We start from the raw sequence: 16,245 nt of genomic DNA on the forward strand, positions 1-16,245 counted from the left end.
ATCATCGAAAGCCGTGAAAGGACGGAAATCGGCCGAGGTGCGAGCGTCACCGGCCTCGAGCCGGCAGCGGAGCAAAGGCCTGACGGTAGGCGGTGGGGGTGACTCCGAGGACGGATGCGAATCGGGCTCGGAGGTTGGCGGCGGTTCCGAGGCCCGCGCGCTGAGCCACGTCGTCGACCGTGAGGGCCGGGTCCTCGAGGAGGCGGCAGGCGAGCGAGATCTTCTCGCGAGCCAGCCATTCACCCGGCGAGTATCCGGTCAGCTCGAGGCAGTGCCGATGGAGTGACCGCACCGAGACGTTCGCTCTGCGGGCCAGTTCCGAGACCGTCCGAACCTCGCCCGCCCGCTGGGCGACGAGCCGAAGCACCTCGGCAACGGGCCCGCTCGCGTTGACGAGGGGCGCGGGCCGATACTGGGCCTGGCCCCCCACCCGGTGGCGCGGCATGACGAGGCTTCGCGCCACATCGAGCGCGGGTGCCGCGCCCAGATCTCTTTCGAGCATGTGGAGACAGAGGTCGACACCGGCACTGACCCCCGCGCTGGTGAAGACCCCGTCATCCTCCGTGTAGAGCACATTCGGGTTGACCCGGATGGCCGGGTACTCCGCCGCGAGCCGGGCGGCATGCTGCCAGTGAGTGGTCGCCGTGCGGCCGTCCAGCAACCCCGCCTCAGCAAGGAGGAACGCGCCGGTGCAGATGGATGCCACGCGTGTCCCCCGTTCGCGCGCGGCGGACAGCGCCCGGAGCAGAGCCCCCGAGGGACGGGTCGCCAGGTCGTGGCCGGGAACGATGACCGCATGCGCCCCGGCGAAGACCGACAGGTCCTCCTCGACGCAGAGTCCGATGCCGGTCGTCGTCGCCACGACGCCCGGACGTTCAGCGCACCCGACCACGTCGTACGCACCCTGCAGTTCCGGACGACTGAACACCTCGAACGGGATCGCGAAGTCGAACGCGACGACACGCTCGGGTGCGACGACGACCACACGTCGCGGAGTGGCCGAATATTTGTGCATGTTGGCTATCCTGCCACTCGCCGACAGTGCGGCGTCCCTGTGACGGTGTGAACAGAACACCCACCGACCACCGGAACGAGGCACCATGACCGCGAGCACCCGACCTCCCACCTCCGACAGATCCGCGCAGCGAGATCGCATGCCGCTCGGCCGACGCCGTCGGCAGGACTGGGCCACGTGGGGACTCCTCGGATGCCAGGCGCTGTACTACGCGACCGTGAGCGTCGACCTGACGCTCACGGCGCTCGTCGGATTGCGCCTTGCGCCGTCACCGGCTCTGGCTACGCTCCCGCTGGCGCTCATGACGCTCGTCGGCGCAGTCTGCGCCGTGCTCGCCGGCCTCGTCGCCGGGCGAGTTGGATACACGCCGGTCATGATCGGCGGTGCGGTCGTCGGCGCCGTCGGCGCGGCGGTCTGCGCGTGGGCGGTCGCCGGCGGCGGATTCTGGATGCTCTGCACCGGAACCGCGCTGGTCGGGACCTATCGTGCGACCGGCGGATACATCCGCCTGATGGGAGCGGATCTGGCCAGCGCAGACCGGAGGGATCGGGCGATGTCGCTTATTCTTGCCGGCGGCCTGATCGCGGCCATCGCCGGACCCTGGCTCGCAACCAGCACGATGAACCTCTTCGGCTCGTTGTACACGGGGTCGTATCTCGTCGTCGCCGTGCTCAGCCTGGCGAGCGTGCCGATCTTGGCGGCCATCGTTCCAGTCGAACGGCACTCACGCACGCAGCGCACCGGCGACGCGCGCGAGGTCCGCCCGCCGGCACCGATTCGCCTTCGCGACGTCGAGCGCCCTCGCGACTTCACGACGGCTCTCGCGACGCTCGCCGTCGCGGGGACGGTGATGACCCTGGTCATGGCCATCGGTCCGCTCGAAAGCGCACATGCGTCGTACCCGCCCGCAGCGAGCGCCGCGGTGATCCAATGGCACATGGTCGGCATGTTCGCCCCGTCGCTGTTCTCGGGGCTGCTGCTGGAACGGTGGGGACGGCGCGTGATCGCCCTTCTCGGCACGCTCATCCTCGCCCGCGGCGGGATCATCGGGGCATCCGGCGAGAGCTTCGTGCAGTTGCTACTCGCCCTCGGGCTGAACGGCCTGGGATGGAACTTCCTCTTCGTCGCGGGCACTTCGTACCTGGTCTCCTGCTACCCGCCCGGTCGCGGCGGACGCCTGCAGGCGATCGCAGAGGGTGTCGGGAGCGCCACCGCCGTCGTCGTCTCGTTCGCCGCCGGCGCCGCCTTCCTGACGCTGGGATGGCAGGGGTCGAACACGATCGCCGTCATACTGCCCTGCGCTCTCCTCCTCTGGCTCGCCAAGCCGAGGGGAGATCGGTGGCCCGATCGCGGTGGAGACATTGCTGCGGACCGGCAGCGGGCCGGCGAGCCCTCGGCCGACTCAGGCAAGCCGTGATCCGCGCCCGGGAGGCTCGAACCGGCCTTACCACCCCTGGCGTTTCGTCGTGGAGCTCTCGTCGAGCGTGCGACATCGTCGCCAGTAAGTGCCCCGCATCGCCTCGCGGTCCGCGCCGGGCCCGGCGACGCCATACCGGTGCGGGAGCCCGCACGAAGGCGGGAGCCGCGTCTACCCAGCGATCAGCTCAGTACAGGGGGCAGCTGCTCCCCGGCAATCTTCCGTTCCGTGTGGATGCTGATGAGCAGGTGCGCATCGCGACCACGACCGCGCGCCTCGAGGATGCGCCCGATCGTCGTGCGCCCGACGTCGAGCCGCGCGCCGATCGCCCGCACCGACATCCCGCGGCTGCGCAGACGATCGAGGATCTCACCGGCTTGCACGGCGGGAACCATCGCCGGCACGGGGCTGATCCCCTGCGACCGGCTCCGCACACGACGGTACGCATACGCGGGGATCGCGGCAGCCGCGCGCGTACCCGCTGCGGGTCCCGTGTACCTGCCGCCCCACCACCACAGCGGGCTCCGGGGGACCCAGACCGACGGAGTACCCGGATGGGCGCGCGAAGCGGCTGATCCATCGGGAGCGCCGCGAATGCGAACTCCCGGCGTCGGGCGATCGAGGCCTCCACGCAGGTCAGGAACCATTCGGACCCGCGGTGCGGGCATCCCCCGCACGACCGGCATCCCGACTCGAACCCGAGCGCGCTCCCGTGCGGTGGATGGTTGCCCGTCATAGTCCTTGTGCGAGTCGGTAGTACGCCTGATTCCACCGAAGCTCGCGCTGGAACCCGCGCACCGTGGTGTCGTCGTCGATCACGACCAGTTCGGTGCCCGCGATCTCGGCGAAGTCGCGAAACACCTCGATACCCACGTTATTCGTCATCACGGTGTGGTGGGCCGCTCCCGCGGCGAGCCAGCAGGCGGCGGACGTGTGGAAGTCGGGCTGCGGCTTCCACACGGCTCGGCCCACCGGGAGGTTCGGCAGATCGGGGGCATCCACGTTCTCGACGATATTCGCCACGAGGCGGAAACGGTCGCGCATGTCGCTCATCGCCACCACGACGGCGGGCCCGGGATCGGCGGTGAACACGAGCCGCACCGGGTCGTCCTTGCCGCCGATGCCGAGAGGGTGGATCTCGAGGCGCGGCTTCTGCGTCGTGAGGGCGGGTGAGACCTCGAGCATGTGCGCCCCGAGGATCTTCTCGTCGCCGGGCACCAGGTCGTACGTGTAGTCCTCCATGAGGGATGCCCCGCCGGGACGACCCGCCCCCATCACGTTCGCGATCCGCACCAGGATCGCGGTCTTCCAGTCGCCCTCGGCCCCGAAACCGTAGCCCTCGGCCATGAGCCGCTGCACCGCGAGCCCGGGCAGCTGCTTCAGCGCGCCGAGGTCTTCGAACGAGGTGGTGAACGCGCCGAATCCGCCCGCCTCGAGAAACGATCGCAGCCCGACCTCAATCGCCGCGCCGTCGCGGAGCGACTGGTGACGCTCGGCGCCGGGCAGCAGCTCGGGCGCCACGTCGTAGGACGCCAGGTACTCCGCAACGAGGGCGTCGACGTCCGAGTCGGATGCGGCATCCACCGCTGCGGCGAGCTCGTTCACGCCCCATGTGTTGACCTGCACACCGAACCGCAGCTCGGCCTCGGTCTTGTCGCCCTCGGTGACGGCGACGTAGCGCATGTTGTCGCCGAAGCGGGCGAGCTTGAGCGAGCGCGACGCCGCCCACCCAGCGGCCGCGCGCTGCCAGTCCTCGACCTGCGCGAGCACCGCGGGATGCGACACGTGCCCCACCACCGTCTTGCGGGCCACGCCGAGCCGGGTCTGGATGTAGCCGAACTCCCGGTCGCCGTGCGCGGCCTGGTTGAGGTTCATGAAGTCGAAGTCGATCTGACTCCACGGCAGCTCGACGTTCGCCTGCGTGTGCAGGTGCAGCAGCGGCTTGCGGAGGGCGTCGAGCCCCGCGATCCACATCTTGGCCGGGCTGAACGTGTGCATCCACGCGATGATCCCGATCACGTCGTCGCGGGCGTTCGCCTCGAGCGCGAGACGCCGGATGCCGTCCGGCTCGATCAGCACCGGCTTCCACACGACCCGCACGGGCAGGTCCGCGAGCCCCGCGGCCACGCCCCGGGACTGCTCGGCGACCTGCCGCAGCGTCTCGTCGCCGTACAGCGACTGGCTGCCGGTGACGAACCAGACCTCGTACGGGTCGAGGGAGGTGGAGAGGGTCATGGGGTGCTCCTTTGGGGGTTCCGAAACCTGCGGATGCGGTGAAACCTGCACGGATGCGCGGATGGGATGCAGGTTCGGTGACATCTGCAGGTTTCGCGACACCGATGCCACGTCACAACGCGCTGACGGCGGCGGACTCGACGGCGAGGCCGCGGCGGTAGCGCTCGAGGTACGCGGCGAAGCCGGCGACATCCACCGGGTCGGGGCCGACGACGGTCGGCGAGGCGTCGGCGAAGACGCGGGCGTCGAGGTACGCGCCGAGGTCGAGGTCGGTGTGCGCGAGGTAGTCGGCGAGCACGGCGATGCCCCAGGCACCGCCCTCGGATGCCGTCTCGCCCACCGCGACCGGAGCATCCAATGCCGCCGCGAGCAGCTGCTGGGCGACCCCTGCCGTGCGGAACATCCCGCCGTGGGCGAACAGGCGGTCCAGGCGCACACCCTCGTCGGCGAGCACCTGCATTCCGAGCGCGAGCGTCGCGAACGCGCCGGACAGCTGCGCCCTCATGAGGTTCGCGAGCGTGAACGCGGCATCGGGCCGGCGGACGAGCAGCGGCCGCCCTTCGGCGAGGCCCGCGATGGGCTCCCCGGCGAGGTGGTTGTACGCGAGGAGGCCGCCGGCATCCGGCTCGCCCTGCAGCGCCTCCCGCAGGAGCACGTCGAACACCGCATCGGGGTCGAGCGGGGTTCCGGATGCCGCGGCGAAGCGGCCGAACAGCCCGGCCCAGGCGGCGAGCTCGCTGGCCCCGTTGTTGCAGTGCACCATCGCCACCGGGTCGCCGGCCGGGGTCGTGACGAGGTCGAGCTCGTCGTGCACCGCGCCGAGGGGATGCTCCAGCACGACCATCGCGAAGATGCTCGTCCCCGCGCTGACGTTGCCGGTGCGCGGGGCGACGGCGTTCGTCGCCACCATGCCCGTGCCGGCATCCCCCTCGGGCGGGCAGAACGGGACGCCCGCACGCAGGGCTCCCGTCGGGTCGAGCAACAGGGCTCCCGGCTCGGTCAGCGCACCCGCCGGCGACCCCGCGCGCAGCGGCTCGGGCAGCAGCGTGCGCAGGGCCGGGACCCGGCCCGCGGCGACGTCGTCATACCGCTCGACGAGGCCGGGCGCGTAGTCGCCGGTGGCGGAGTCGATGGGGAACATCCCGGAGGCATCCCCCACCCCGATCACGCGACGTCCGGTGAGGCTCCGGTGCACGTACCCGGCGAGGGTCGTCAGCGAGGCGATCCGCGGCACGTGGGGCTCGGCATCCCGCACCGCCTGATGCAGGTGCGCGATCGACCACCGCAGCGGGATGTTGACCCCGAACAGGTCGCTGAGCTCGGCCGCCGCCGCACCGGTGTTCGTGTTGCGCCACGTGCGAAACGGGACCAGCAGCTCGTCGGCATCGTCGAAGGCGAGGTAGCCGTGCATCATCCCGGAGATACCCGCGGCGCGCACGGACGTGAGCGGGACGCCGTACCGGGTGCGCACGTCGGCAGCGAGGCGGGCGTACGCCTGCTGGATGCCGGTCCAGACGTCGTCGAGCGCGTAGGTCCAGAGGCCGTCGACCAGGCGGTTCTCCCAGTCGTGGGCGCCGACGGCCAGGATGTCGCCCGGGTCGTCGCCGATGAGGCACGCCTTGATGCGGGTGGAGCCCAGCTCGATGCCGAGCACGGCGCGTCCGGCCGCGATCGCCTCTGCCGGCGCGGACATCAGGCGTCCCGCCGGGTGTCCGCGGCCTGGCCGTACACGTTCTGGTAGCGGTCGTAGAGGCTGTCGACCGCCTGCTGCGGGATCGGCCGGAGCAGACCGCCCTCACGCGACAGGTGCACGGTACGGGCGACGTCCTCGAGCATGACGGCGGCCTTCACGGCATCCTTCGCGTCCCTGCCGATCGTGAACGGGCCGTGGTTCTGCATCAGCACCGCACGGCTGCGGTGCCCCTGCAGGGTCTGCACGATGCCGCGGCCGATCGAGTCGTCGCCGATGATCGCGAACGGACCCACCGGGATCGGCCCGCCGAACTCGTCGGCCATCGCGGTGATGACACAGGGGATCTCTTCACCCCGCGCCGCCCACGCGACCGCATACGTGGAGTGCGTGTGCACCACGCCGCCGACCTCGGGCATGTGCCGGTACACATACGCGTGCGCGGCGGTATCGCTCGACGGCGCCCGCTCACTGCCCGGCGTGCCCGGCACCACGTTGCCGTCCAGGTCGCACAGGATCATGTTCGCCGCGTCGAGGTCGTCGTACGAGACGCCGGACGGCTTGATCACGAACAGGTCGGTGCCCGGCACCCGGCCCGACACGTTGCCGCCCGTCCACACGACCAGGCCGTAGCGCACCAGTTCGCCGTGCAGCCGGGCGACGTCCTCACGCACACGAGCGATCGTCGCCTGCACATCATCGTCGATCACGAAGCCTCCATCGGTCGGTGAACCCGACCGATGTTACCGGTAACATTCGGTGGATGGCAAGCCCCGGCCCGACGCGGGTCGATCAGATTGTCGGGCTCACGCGACCGCGGCAGCGGTGGATGCCCGCACCACGAGCTCGGGGGCGGCCGCCGGCGCGGGCGCGGCGAGTCCCAGCACCTCGGCGACGCAGCGACGCGCCTCCCCCGCCAGATCGAGGCGGATCGTGGTGAGCGCAGGGCGGTAGAACGCTGCATCCGGCGTGTCGTCGAATCCGACCACACTCGCATCGCGCGGCAGCTCGAGCCCCACGGATGCCAGCCCCGCCATGAGTCCCAGCGCCATCTGGTCGTTCGCGACCACCACCGCGGTGGCTCCGCCCACCGCGCCGAGGGCGTCCGCGACGTCGCCCGCGACCGCTGCCCCGGACGCCGCCGACCAGTCACCGGTCCACGTGGGGCCCGCCGTGAGACCGTGCTCGGTCAGCGCCCGCGTGAATCCGGCCGCCCGGGCATCCTCCTCGAGCCAGTCGGCCGGGCCGCCGAGCCGCGCGATGTGCCGGTGTCCGAGTTCGGCCAGATGCTGCACGGCGAGGGCCGCCCCCGCCGCCTGCGGCGCAGCGCCCGGTCCGGCGTGCAGCGCCGCCACCGGCACCCCCGGCGTGCGGGCGGCGAGCCCGGCGACGGTGTGCTCGTGCGCGGCGATGACGATGACGCCGTCGACCCCCTGCGCCAGCAGGTGCTGCAGCGCCGCGTCGACCGAGGCGTCGTCCGCAGCATCCGCATACGCCGTCGCCACCCACCGGCCCTCGCGTCGGGCGGCCGCTTCCAGCGCTGCGATGCCCATCGACGGCCCGTACAGGGTGGCATCCGACGCGATCACGCCGAGCGTGCGGCTGCGACTCGTGCCGAGCGCGCGCGCCGCGTTGTTCACCCGGTAGCCCAGCGTCCCCATCGCGTCGCGCACGCGCTGCCGGGTCTCGGCGCGGATGCCCGGGTGATCGTTGATCACCCGCGACACGGTCTGCGTCGACACCCCGGCGAGGGCCGCGACCTCCCGCACCCCGACCCGCCCGCGCGGGCCCCGTGCCGCCGACTCTTCCATCGCACCCACGTTAGGCGACGGGCTCGTGTCCGCGCGTACGACGTGCACTCAGCCGTCAGTAGATGATCTGACGACAAGTCCGGGACGGTAAACCACGTGCTGTCGCGGTGCCGACGCCGGCCCCCCTTCCAGCATCATGTCGACTGCAGTCGATCCGAGGAGCTGTCCGGACTGCGCGATCGAGCTCAGCGGCACCGCGGCCGATGCAGCAAAGTCGATGTCGTCGTAGCCGATGAGGGCGATGTCGTGGGGCACCCTGACTTGGTCGGCCTGCAGCAACGCCTGCAAGACGCCGAGCGCGACCAGGTCGTTGGCCGCGATGATTGCGTCGGGGCGTGAGTGCGGGGCCCGCTCGAGGATCTCGGTGGCTGCTCTCCGCCCTCCCTCGATAGTCATCGAGCCCGTGGCCATGACTTCCAAGACTGCATCGGGCCGGTCCGCGACCGCATCGTTTCCACCTTCGAGCCGGTCCGCTACCTGCTTCACGCCCGGCGGACAGCCGATGAAGAGCAGCCTGCGCCGCCCCAGCTTGAGGAGGTGCTCCGCCGCGATGCGTCCGCCGTGTCGGTCGTCGAACCCGACGGAATCACAGGTTGGGTTCGCATGGTCGCCGCCGACGAGCACAAACGGACCGCTTTCGGTGCTCGCGCTCGCGGCGCCAATCGGATCTGACCCCACGGGGGCGATGACAATACCCCTCACGCGCTGCTCCCTGAATTGGGCGAGTCGAGCTGCTTCCTGGCTTGGCCGATCGTCGCTGCTCGCAATCAGGATGCTCAGACCTGCTTTGTGTGCACGCTCCTCTGCACCCTTGGCGACATCGGCGAAGAACGGATTGCGAAGGTTGGGGACGACGAGTCCGATCGTGCGACTCTGCCCTTCGCGAAGTCGCCTCGCCGCGTCGTTCCTCACGAAGCCCAGCCGGTCGATGGCGCCCTGCACCCGTGTCCGCGTGCTCGGAGACACGGAGTGCGGCCGATTCAGCACGTTGGATACCGTCCCGACTGACACCCCCGCCGCATCCGCCACATCGCGCATATTCGCAACCCGTCGGATAACCGACCCCCTCGATGCGCGTGCAATGGGCGGGCTTGTTCGCATCGCCGAATCGCTCACCTCTGGACCTCCGATGTCTTCACACGCGCCGAGACAAGGGACGATTGCGGCACCGATCGACTCCTCTCGGTCCGATCGATGCCCTACGCGCCCCGCCCGCAACGGTGTGCCAAGCGAACCACTTGGCGCGGGCGTCGTCGCCGTACTTGCGCAATATTCCCGCGGGCAGAGGCGCGCCGGTTGGTCCGTCAATAGCCTGATGCCACTGTGCCTGCGACAGGCGTTCAGAAGGAACTGAATGACGGCCTCGCCCGGCACGACGCAATCACTGACATGGGAGTCACGAGATGTTGCCGATCAGTCCGGCTGAACGAAAAGCACAACCCCCTCGGATACGCCTCCGCCGCAGAGGCATCCAGACGGTCGTCACGGGGCTCACGCTTGCGGTTGTCGCGGCCGGCCTTTCGACCGCGCCAGCGCAGGCTGCCCCGGCGACCACCGGCTGGGACATCCCGAGCTCTGCGACCGTGCGCGAGCTGGGAGACATCCCGACCGGAACGTGCCCGCCTGGGTTCCTCCCTTACGCGTGCAAGCCCGACTCGCCCGGCTGGCCCTACCCCGGCATCACCTTCCCGATGACCGAACCCGGGATGGGCATTCCGCTCGGTGGCATCGGCGCCGGCAGCTTCATGATCAACCAGTCGGGCATGTTCGGACCGTGGTTCTTCGGAGGCTCCCAGGACAAGGCGTGGGAGAGCCGCGCACTCCCCCAGGCAGCCTTCCATGTCCGCGAGCAGATCGGGGACCAGCCCGCCGAGACTCGCACGCTCGCGACTGGCGGCTCTCACGCGGTCGACTACAAGGGCGACCCGCTTCCGACTCGATCCTGGGACGATCCGCTGCCTGCGTGGAACACTCTGGCTAAAGGTGACGCCGACTATTCGGCTCTCTACCCGTTCGGCTGGATGACGTACAAGACGTTCAAGACCGACGTCTCCATGCGTTTCTACTCCCCCATCGTCGCGAACGATGAAAGCCTGAGCTCGTTGCCTGTCGCCAACTTCGACGTGCGGATCGCCAACACGACGGGTCAGACCGCGAAGATCTCGACCATGTTCACGATGCCGAATGTCGCTGCACACGTGGGAACGCAACCAGCCACTGTGCGCGAGGGCCTGAGCAGCCAGTTCCGTGAAGACAAGGCTCACGGTATCCGGGCGGTGACGCTCTCGGCCGACTCACCGAACAACACTCCGGATGCCACCAAGTCCGAGTGGACGATCGCGGCCAAGACCGACAAGAGCGAATCGTTCAGCTACACGACTTCGTGGAATGCCTCGGGCGATGGCTCCGACGTGTACAAGCCCTTCACGGCGACCGGCTCCCTTGGCGACAAACCGCTCGATTCGTCATCCTCGGCTGGCGCCATCGCGGTTTCCGCGACGCTGAAGCCGGGTGAGGTGAAGACGATCCCGTTCACGCTGACGTGGGACTTCCCCCAGGTGTCCTTTGACAACAACAAGACCGTATGGATGCGCCACTACACGAACTACTACGGCGCCAAAGAGACCAAGACCAACGACTACGTCCCGGGGAGCTATCCCTTCCACCAGAGCTACGCCATTGCCCGCGACGCCCTGATCTCACGCCAACAGACGCTGGCGAAGGTCATGAAGTGGTGGTCACCGATCGTCAACTCACCGACGATCCCGGAGTCCGTGAAGGAAGGTGCCTTGAATCAACTGGCGAATGTCACCTTTCACACGGCCCTCTGGGAGGGCGGTCTCGTCAGCAATACCGCGCCCGTGATCACCGGTGGTCAACGCATCGGCTCGCAGGTGCCGGGGACTCACAGCTACCTCGGTCTCGACGCGAACTCGGGCGGCCTGTCCACCCTGGGTCAAGGCGGCGAAATCGGGATCTACAGCTACATCGTCTACTCCAAACTCTTCCCGTTCATCGAGCGAGATCGGATGGAGAACAAGGCTGAGGCGATCATGGCGAGCACCTCGCATGGGGACCCTTGGGACTTCAGCGTGAACGAGAACGACGGCGACAACCCGTTCGTCTCCTGGAACCAGGGCACGGATTCCGGACCTGGACTCTCGTGGTTCCTGGATCGACCGGCCGAGAACGTGTTCCGCATGTACGACTACGCCGAGCGGCATCACGACACGAAGTTCTTGAAGTTCGTGTATCCGGCGATGAAGAAGACCTTCGCCTACCTGCAGAAGACGATCCCCGCGGACTATGCGCTCCCGGAAGTTCCCTCGGCGAACCATCCGTCGCCGAATCTCCTCAGCCCTCAGGCCATGTCGAACGCGTACAACGGCATCCCGTCCAACAGGTTCGACTCGTACGTCTCGTCCCTGTACATCCTCGCCACCGAGGCGATGATCTCCGCCGGCCAGCAGGTCGGCGAGCCGGCACCCGTCATCGCCAAGCTCAAAGGGGATCTGACGGCAGCGAAGGCGGACTTCGAGAAGCTCTTCTGGCTGCCGGACGCTGGCTACTACCGCTACACGCTGCCGGACGGAACCGACAGCACTGACAATGCGATGATCGCGACGTTCCTGGCCCAGTACCTGGCCGAGCGGGCGGGCCTTCCGGATGTCGTGAACCAGGAGCACTACGAGCGTCACCTGCAAACGGTCTACAGCTTCGTTTCTCGACTCAAGGACCCCCAGGGTCGTCCGGTCGGAGCTAACCTCCTCGGCTCTGCCACCGGTTCGTCCGGATCGATCTGGCCGCAGGCGAACTACGCATTCGCCGCGAACCTGATCGGCGCGGGCAAGCGCTCCCAGAACCCGACACTCGTTTCGGATGGCGTCGGGCTGGCGTCCGCCGTCGCCGGGCAGCTGTGGGATGTGCCTGAGCACGGGTATGAGTTCAACACCCCGATCACCTATGAAGCCAACGACACCGGCTCCTTCCTCTACCCAGGCTGGGAAGGGAATCTCGCCGCATGGCAGGTAGTGGACCTGTTGTCGAGTCGCTGATGCAGTCCTGAGGCAGGCGATGAGAGTCGGCCTGCTTCGTTAGTCCGGCCCCTCCCGAATGACGTCCGTCAGTCTTCGGGAGGGGCCTTCGCACGCGAATCCACGGCGCAGGAGCCTCTATGAGTGAACGGGTGTCCAAGGTGCCAGCCAGAGTCCGGTGACCGCATCGACGAGCCCGGATGTGAATGCCTCCCACGAATGGCGGCGCACTCCGGGCCTCTGTTCCGCCAGCGCCTCCTCGCGCTCTGCGTAGCCGTACGTGATGAGCTGACGCGACATCACGTCCCGTTGTTCCCGCACGATCCGCGGCAACTCGGGTCGGCTGCGCTCGAGGCCGGAGAGCACTGCGCGCAGCGCCGGTGCGGCTTGTGCTGCGGTGCCGAGGAGTTCGCGTAGTGCGGGGTCGGCCATGATCTGGGCGCTGACACGCGCGTACCAGGTCGGAGAGCCGAGCGAGGCAAGATGCTCTGCTGTGGGGCGCACCAGGCAGTTGACCCAGACGCGAACGTCAGACCTTTCACCCGCCTCGTTGACCAGGACGGTCCGTCGCGACTCGACGTCGTCTTGATGGCGCTGAACGATCGCCTGCAGCAGGTCAGCCTTGGTGCCGAAGTGGTAGCTGACAGCAGTGTTGTTGCCTTGCCCGGCCGCTTCGCTGATCTGACGGTTCGACACGGCGCCGATACCGCGCTCTGCATAGAGGCGCTCGGCGGCATCGAGGATGGCAGAACGCGTGGAGGCTACCTTCTCGTCGCGCGTGACGGGTCGATCGGAGGTCTCGGTCATGTGGGGCACTCCCGGAATATGTGTCAGTCAGCTGATTGACGATCATATCTCCAGAAGGGCGACGGCTTCGGGGCGTGGGTGCGGGCTGATTTGAATCAATCAATTGATTGACTTACTCTGAGCATGACAAGAGAGGATCAACATGACCGCAGCGATCACCGAACCAGCCAGCATTCCGGGCGGCGCAAACGAGAACCAATCGAACCGACGCGATCGACGCGTCCGGCTGGTCGTCGTCCTCGCGCTCGCGGGCATCGTCGTCTCGCTGATGCAGAGCTTGCTCATACCTCTGATTCCCGAGCTACCGAAACTCCTGTCGGCGGATCCGACCGATACGACCTGGGCCGTGACTGCGACGCTTCTCGCGGCCGCGGTCGCGACGCCGACTGTCGGGCGTCTGGGCGACATGTTCGGGAAGCGCCGGATGCTGCTGATCAGTGTCGCGCTACTTGTCGTCGGTTCGGTCATCGGTGCGCTGAGCACCGCCCTGGTACCGCTGGTCGTCGGCCGGGTGTTTCAGGGCCTCGCGGCCGGCGTGATTCCTCTGGGAATCAGCATCATGCGGGACGAGCTTCCGGCTGAGCGCTTGGGGAGCGCGACGGCGATGATGAGCGCCTCCCTCGGGGTCGGCGGTGCGCTCGGGCTTCCTGCTGCGGCCTTCATTGCCGACAAGGCCGACTGGCACGCACTGTTCTGGGTCTCGGCCGTTCTGGGGACGATCGCATTCGCTCTTGTCGCGACGCTTGTTCCGGAGTCTCGTGTGCGCAGCGGAGGTCGATTCGACATCCTCGGCGCTGTCGGCCTTTCGGTTGCACTCGTCTGTCTGCTGCTGGGGATCTCGAAGGGTTCGGCGTGGGGCTGGAACTCTCCGCTCACGATCGGCCTGTTGGTCTCAGCCCTCGTCGTCCTCCTCGTGTGGGGGATCTGGGAACTGCAGACTCCCGCACCTCTGGTTGATCTGCGCGTGAGCGCCCGCCGCCAGGTGCTGCTCACGAACGTGGCGTCGTTGATCTTCGGATTCGCGCTGTTCGGGATGTCGCTTGTGCTGCCGCAGCTGCTTCAGACGCCGACAGCGACGGGCTACGGGCTCGGCCAACCGCTGCTGGTGGTCGGGCTCGTCATGGCGCCCTCGGGGCTCGTCATGATGGCGGTTGCGCCGCTCTCCGCCGCCATCTCGCGCGTAGCAGGGGCGAAAGTGTCGCTGATGATCGGCGCCGCGGTCGTCGCTTGCGGATATGGGTTGAACATCGTGCTCATGGGCGAGGTATGGCAGCTCGTCCTGGTGTCGATCGTGATCGGAGGGGGCATCGGGATCGCGTACGGCGCGATGCCGGCTCTGGTCATGGGCGGCGTTCCGCGCTCCGAAACCGCGGCTGCCAACAGTCTGAACACTCTGATGCGTTCGATCGGGACGTCGATCTCCAGCGCGGTCGCCGGTGTGATCCTCGCTCAGATGGTGATTGCATTCGGACCGGTAATCGTGCCGACTCAGGACGCCTTCCGCGTCGTCATGGCCGTGAGCGCGGGGGCATCCGTCGTCGCCCTGCTCGTGGCCTCGTTCCTTCCCGGGCGCAAAAGCGCCGGGGCGTCGACCACGCGCTGAGTAGGGCGGATGCGGCCGGGATCCGCGCCCGCGGGATTCACTCGCGAGCGGGGACCCCGGTCATCGTGCTCGTGCGATCAGTATCCAGTCATCTCCGCCGGGCGGACCGGGAATGATGAGCGTGCCGTCCGCCTCGGGCGTCGCATCGAGGACGATCGATCGTCCTGCCGTTCTGGGGTCGAACCACTCGAGGCGGTATGCCGTCGATTGAAGTCCCCGGAGGGTACCGGCGTTCGCACCCCAACGGTGCGCCTCGGCGAAGTAGACGAGGATCGTTCGGCGCTCCTCATCAGCCGTCACCAGCGGTGGGAAGAATGTCGAGTTGATCGACGACGATGGGAGGAGCAGGTCGTGCGCGGGTCGCAGCTCCCACCAGTTCAATGACTCGTAGAGCCGACGAAGATATCCGAGCTGGCCAGCGCCGGCGAGGTCAACTCCCTCGTACCAGGGCAGTTCGCCCCACATCATCTGCGCCTCAGCGTCGTCCCACGCCCCGTTCCAACACCCCTGGGCGCCGTAGCTGTAGCCACAGCAGCCGGATTGGATCGCCCGATATGCGACCTGGCGCACCATCACATCCGTGACGACACGCCTGCCCGTGTACTCGACACTCCTCAAGCCCTCGTAAAAGGCCTCCCCTTCGACCATCGGACGGCCCGGATGCGCGGCGAGATGGTCCGCCCAATGATGTGCCCGCATGTCGAGGTCGCCATGTCCGAGCTGGTTCAGGGTGAACGACAGCCAGTCCTCGTCCTGGTAGTACGAGGCCAAGGGGCGTTCGGTGGTGAGGTGGGCTGTGATCGGATGGTGGTAGTCATCGGCCGCTTGGATAGCGAGCGCCACCTCGCGCCACACTCTGATGCGATGGTCGCGAAGATCCGGCTCGTAGCCGGCCACCTCGCCACCAAGCGTCCAAACGATCGGGTGACAGCCGTAGCGCGCCACGACGTACCGCGCGAGACGCACCAGACCGTCCGAATCGGTATCCGCTGCGTCATGCCACGCCAACCCCAGCGCGTTCACGAGGCCGGACTCGGCGATGTACGCCATCCGCGGGTCGATGATGTCCCGGAAGTACTCAGGGGCCATCGACGAGTAGTCGCCGTCGGTCCACGGATGCGGCGGGTCCCAGGACATGAGGTTGCTCTGGTACACGGTGAACCCTTGGCGGACACGAAGGTCGACGGTGTCGCGGAACTGCGACGACCAGCCTGATTTGTTCGCCTCGTCCCACCTTTCCCAGGCGAATCGCCAGTGCGTGTCGGCGAGCCAGAAGAAGGGTGTGCCGTCCGAATCGCAGAGGTGACGCCCATCCGATGAGATTTCGAGGAACCCTTGGCGTTGATTGAGGGTGTCTCCCACGTCGCCTCGGGCTGTGACCGTGCCGGTCACCGCGTGCAATCCCTCCACAGAGTGCGCCTCGGTCGCGATGTAGCGCCACTCCCCCGGGGCGGGTGGCGCAAACCGAACGCGCCACGTCGATCCGCCGTCCCAGAACGCGGGACGTGTGATGACGCGATCTCCCGGACCGCGGAACTCAACGGTCACATCGATCTCGAGGTACGGATCGAGCGCCGTCGGACCGCTGGTCAACTCGACCTCGATGATTCCAAGGCCGGCTGTTAGAGGCATC

At 68.1% G+C, this 16,245-nt stretch carries 12 protein-coding genes; 3 read left to right on the plus strand and 9 right to left on the minus strand.

Annotated elements, in window-relative coordinates; genetic code table 11:
- Positions 1 to 46: 46 nt before the first annotated feature.
- The gene (locus LK09_RS07720) at positions 47 to 1,015 is read right to left on the minus strand and encodes a GlxA family transcriptional regulator (protein ID WP_039397630.1); all 969 of its coding nucleotides are present in this window, start codon (positions 1,013 to 1,015) and stop codon (positions 47 to 49) included.
- Positions 1,016 to 1,154: 139 nt separating this feature from the next.
- Here LK09_RS07720 and LK09_RS07725 point away from each other — a divergent pair, with 139 nt between their 5' ends.
- Positions 1,155 to 2,432 carry an MFS transporter gene (locus tag LK09_RS07725; RefSeq protein ID WP_052226508.1) on the plus strand — a complete coding sequence of 426 codons (1,278 nt, stop codon included), beginning with the start codon at positions 1,155 to 1,157 and terminating at the stop codon, positions 2,430 to 2,432.
- Between the two features lie 182 nt (positions 2,433 to 2,614).
- Here LK09_RS07725 and LK09_RS07730 read toward each other — a convergent pair whose 3' ends face one another.
- From LK09_RS07730 to LK09_RS07755, 6 genes are all read right to left on the minus strand, one after another.
- A complete protein-coding gene (locus LK09_RS07730; protein WP_156138676.1) occupies positions 2,615 to 2,836 on the minus strand; it encodes a helix-turn-helix domain-containing protein in 222 nt (73 codons plus the stop codon).
- A 328-nt stretch (positions 2,837 to 3,164) separates the two neighbouring features.
- The gene (gene araA, locus LK09_RS07735) at positions 3,165 to 4,667 is read right to left on the minus strand and encodes an L-arabinose isomerase (RefSeq protein WP_039397634.1); all 1,503 of its coding nucleotides are present in this window, start codon (positions 4,665 to 4,667) and stop codon (positions 3,165 to 3,167) included.
- Between the two features lie 112 nt (positions 4,668 to 4,779).
- Positions 4,780 to 6,360, minus strand: a complete 1,581-nt coding sequence (locus tag LK09_RS07740; protein ID WP_039397636.1) for a xylulokinase — start codon at positions 6,358 to 6,360, stop codon at positions 4,780 to 4,782.
- On the minus strand, positions 6,360 to 7,067 hold the full coding sequence (locus tag LK09_RS07745) for an L-ribulose-5-phosphate 4-epimerase (RefSeq protein WP_039397638.1): 708 nt from the start codon (positions 7,065 to 7,067) through the stop codon (positions 6,360 to 6,362). The genes LK09_RS07740 and LK09_RS07745 overlap by 1 nt, the downstream gene beginning before the upstream one ends.
- Before the next feature lie 96 nt (positions 7,068 to 7,163).
- Entirely contained in the window at positions 7,164 to 8,168 is a 1,005-nt protein-coding gene (locus tag LK09_RS07750; protein ID WP_039397640.1) for a LacI family DNA-binding transcriptional regulator, read from the minus strand.
- A 48-nt stretch (positions 8,169 to 8,216) separates the two neighbouring features.
- The gene (locus tag LK09_RS07755; RefSeq protein WP_197061006.1) at positions 8,217 to 9,269 is read right to left on the minus strand and encodes a LacI family DNA-binding transcriptional regulator; all 1,053 of its coding nucleotides are present in this window, start codon (positions 9,267 to 9,269) and stop codon (positions 8,217 to 8,219) included.
- 302 nt (positions 9,270 to 9,571) lie between these two features.
- Between LK09_RS07755 and LK09_RS07760 the strand changes: the two genes are divergently transcribed.
- Positions 9,572 to 12,223 (plus strand): GH116 family glycosyl-hydrolase, encoded by a 2,652-nt coding sequence (locus LK09_RS07760; protein WP_082008109.1) that lies wholly within the window; start codon positions 9,572 to 9,574, stop codon positions 12,221 to 12,223.
- 117 nt (positions 12,224 to 12,340) lie between these two features.
- On the opposite strand, the gene LK09_RS07765 is transcribed toward LK09_RS07760, so the two are convergent.
- On the minus strand, positions 12,341 to 13,009 hold the full coding sequence (locus LK09_RS07765) for a TetR/AcrR family transcriptional regulator (RefSeq protein ID WP_039397645.1): 669 nt from the start codon (positions 13,007 to 13,009) through the stop codon (positions 12,341 to 12,343).
- A gap of 142 nt (positions 13,010 to 13,151) precedes the next feature.
- Between LK09_RS07765 and LK09_RS07770 the strand changes: the two genes are divergently transcribed.
- Positions 13,152 to 14,612: an MFS transporter gene (locus tag LK09_RS07770; protein ID WP_039397647.1), complete on the plus strand. Its 1,461-nt coding sequence runs from the start codon at positions 13,152 to 13,154 to the stop codon at positions 14,610 to 14,612.
- 60 nt (positions 14,613 to 14,672) lie between these two features.
- On the opposite strand, the gene LK09_RS07775 is transcribed toward LK09_RS07770, so the two are convergent.
- Positions 14,673 to 16,244 (minus strand): apiosidase-like domain-containing protein, encoded by a 1,572-nt coding sequence (locus LK09_RS07775; protein WP_052226509.1) that lies wholly within the window; start codon positions 16,242 to 16,244, stop codon positions 14,673 to 14,675.
- Position 16,245: the final 1 nt, after the last annotated feature.

The sequence above is a fragment of the Microbacterium mangrovi genome, assembly GCF_000802305.1.
GTDB classification, from domain to species: Bacteria; Actinomycetota; Actinomycetes; order Actinomycetales; family Microbacteriaceae; genus Microbacterium; species Microbacterium mangrovi.

Coding starts and splice junctions, on each gene's coding strand:
- LK09_RS07750 (WP_039397640.1), bottom strand. CDS start 8,168: ATGGAAGAGTCGGCGGCACGGGGCCCGCGCGGGCGGGTCGGGGTGCGG.
- araA (WP_039397634.1), bottom strand. CDS start 4,667: ATGACCCTCTCCACCTCCCTCGACCCGTACGAGGTCTGGTTCGTCACC.
- LK09_RS07725 (WP_052226508.1), top strand. CDS start 1,155: ATGCCGCTCGGCCGACGCCGTCGGCAGGACTGGGCCACGTGGGGACTC.
- LK09_RS07740 (WP_039397636.1), bottom strand. CDS start 6,360: ATGTCCGCGCCGGCAGAGGCGATCGCGGCCGGACGCGCCGTGCTCGGC.
- LK09_RS07755 (WP_197061006.1), bottom strand. CDS start 9,269: ATGCGAACAAGCCCGCCCATTGCACGCGCATCGAGGGGGTCGGTTATC.
- LK09_RS07720 (WP_039397630.1), bottom strand. CDS start 1,015: ATGCACAAATATTCGGCCACTCCGCGACGTGTGGTCGTCGTCGCACCC.
- LK09_RS07770 (WP_039397647.1), top strand. CDS start 13,152: ATGACCGCAGCGATCACCGAACCAGCCAGCATTCCGGGCGGCGCAAAC.
- LK09_RS07775 (WP_052226509.1), bottom strand. CDS start 16,244: ATGCCTCTAACAGCCGGCCTTGGAATCATCGAGGTCGAGTTGACCAGC.
- LK09_RS07760 (WP_082008109.1), top strand. CDS start 9,572: ATGTTGCCGATCAGTCCGGCTGAACGAAAAGCACAACCCCCTCGGATA.
- LK09_RS07765 (WP_039397645.1), bottom strand. CDS start 13,009: ATGACCGAGACCTCCGATCGACCCGTCACGCGCGACGAGAAGGTAGCC.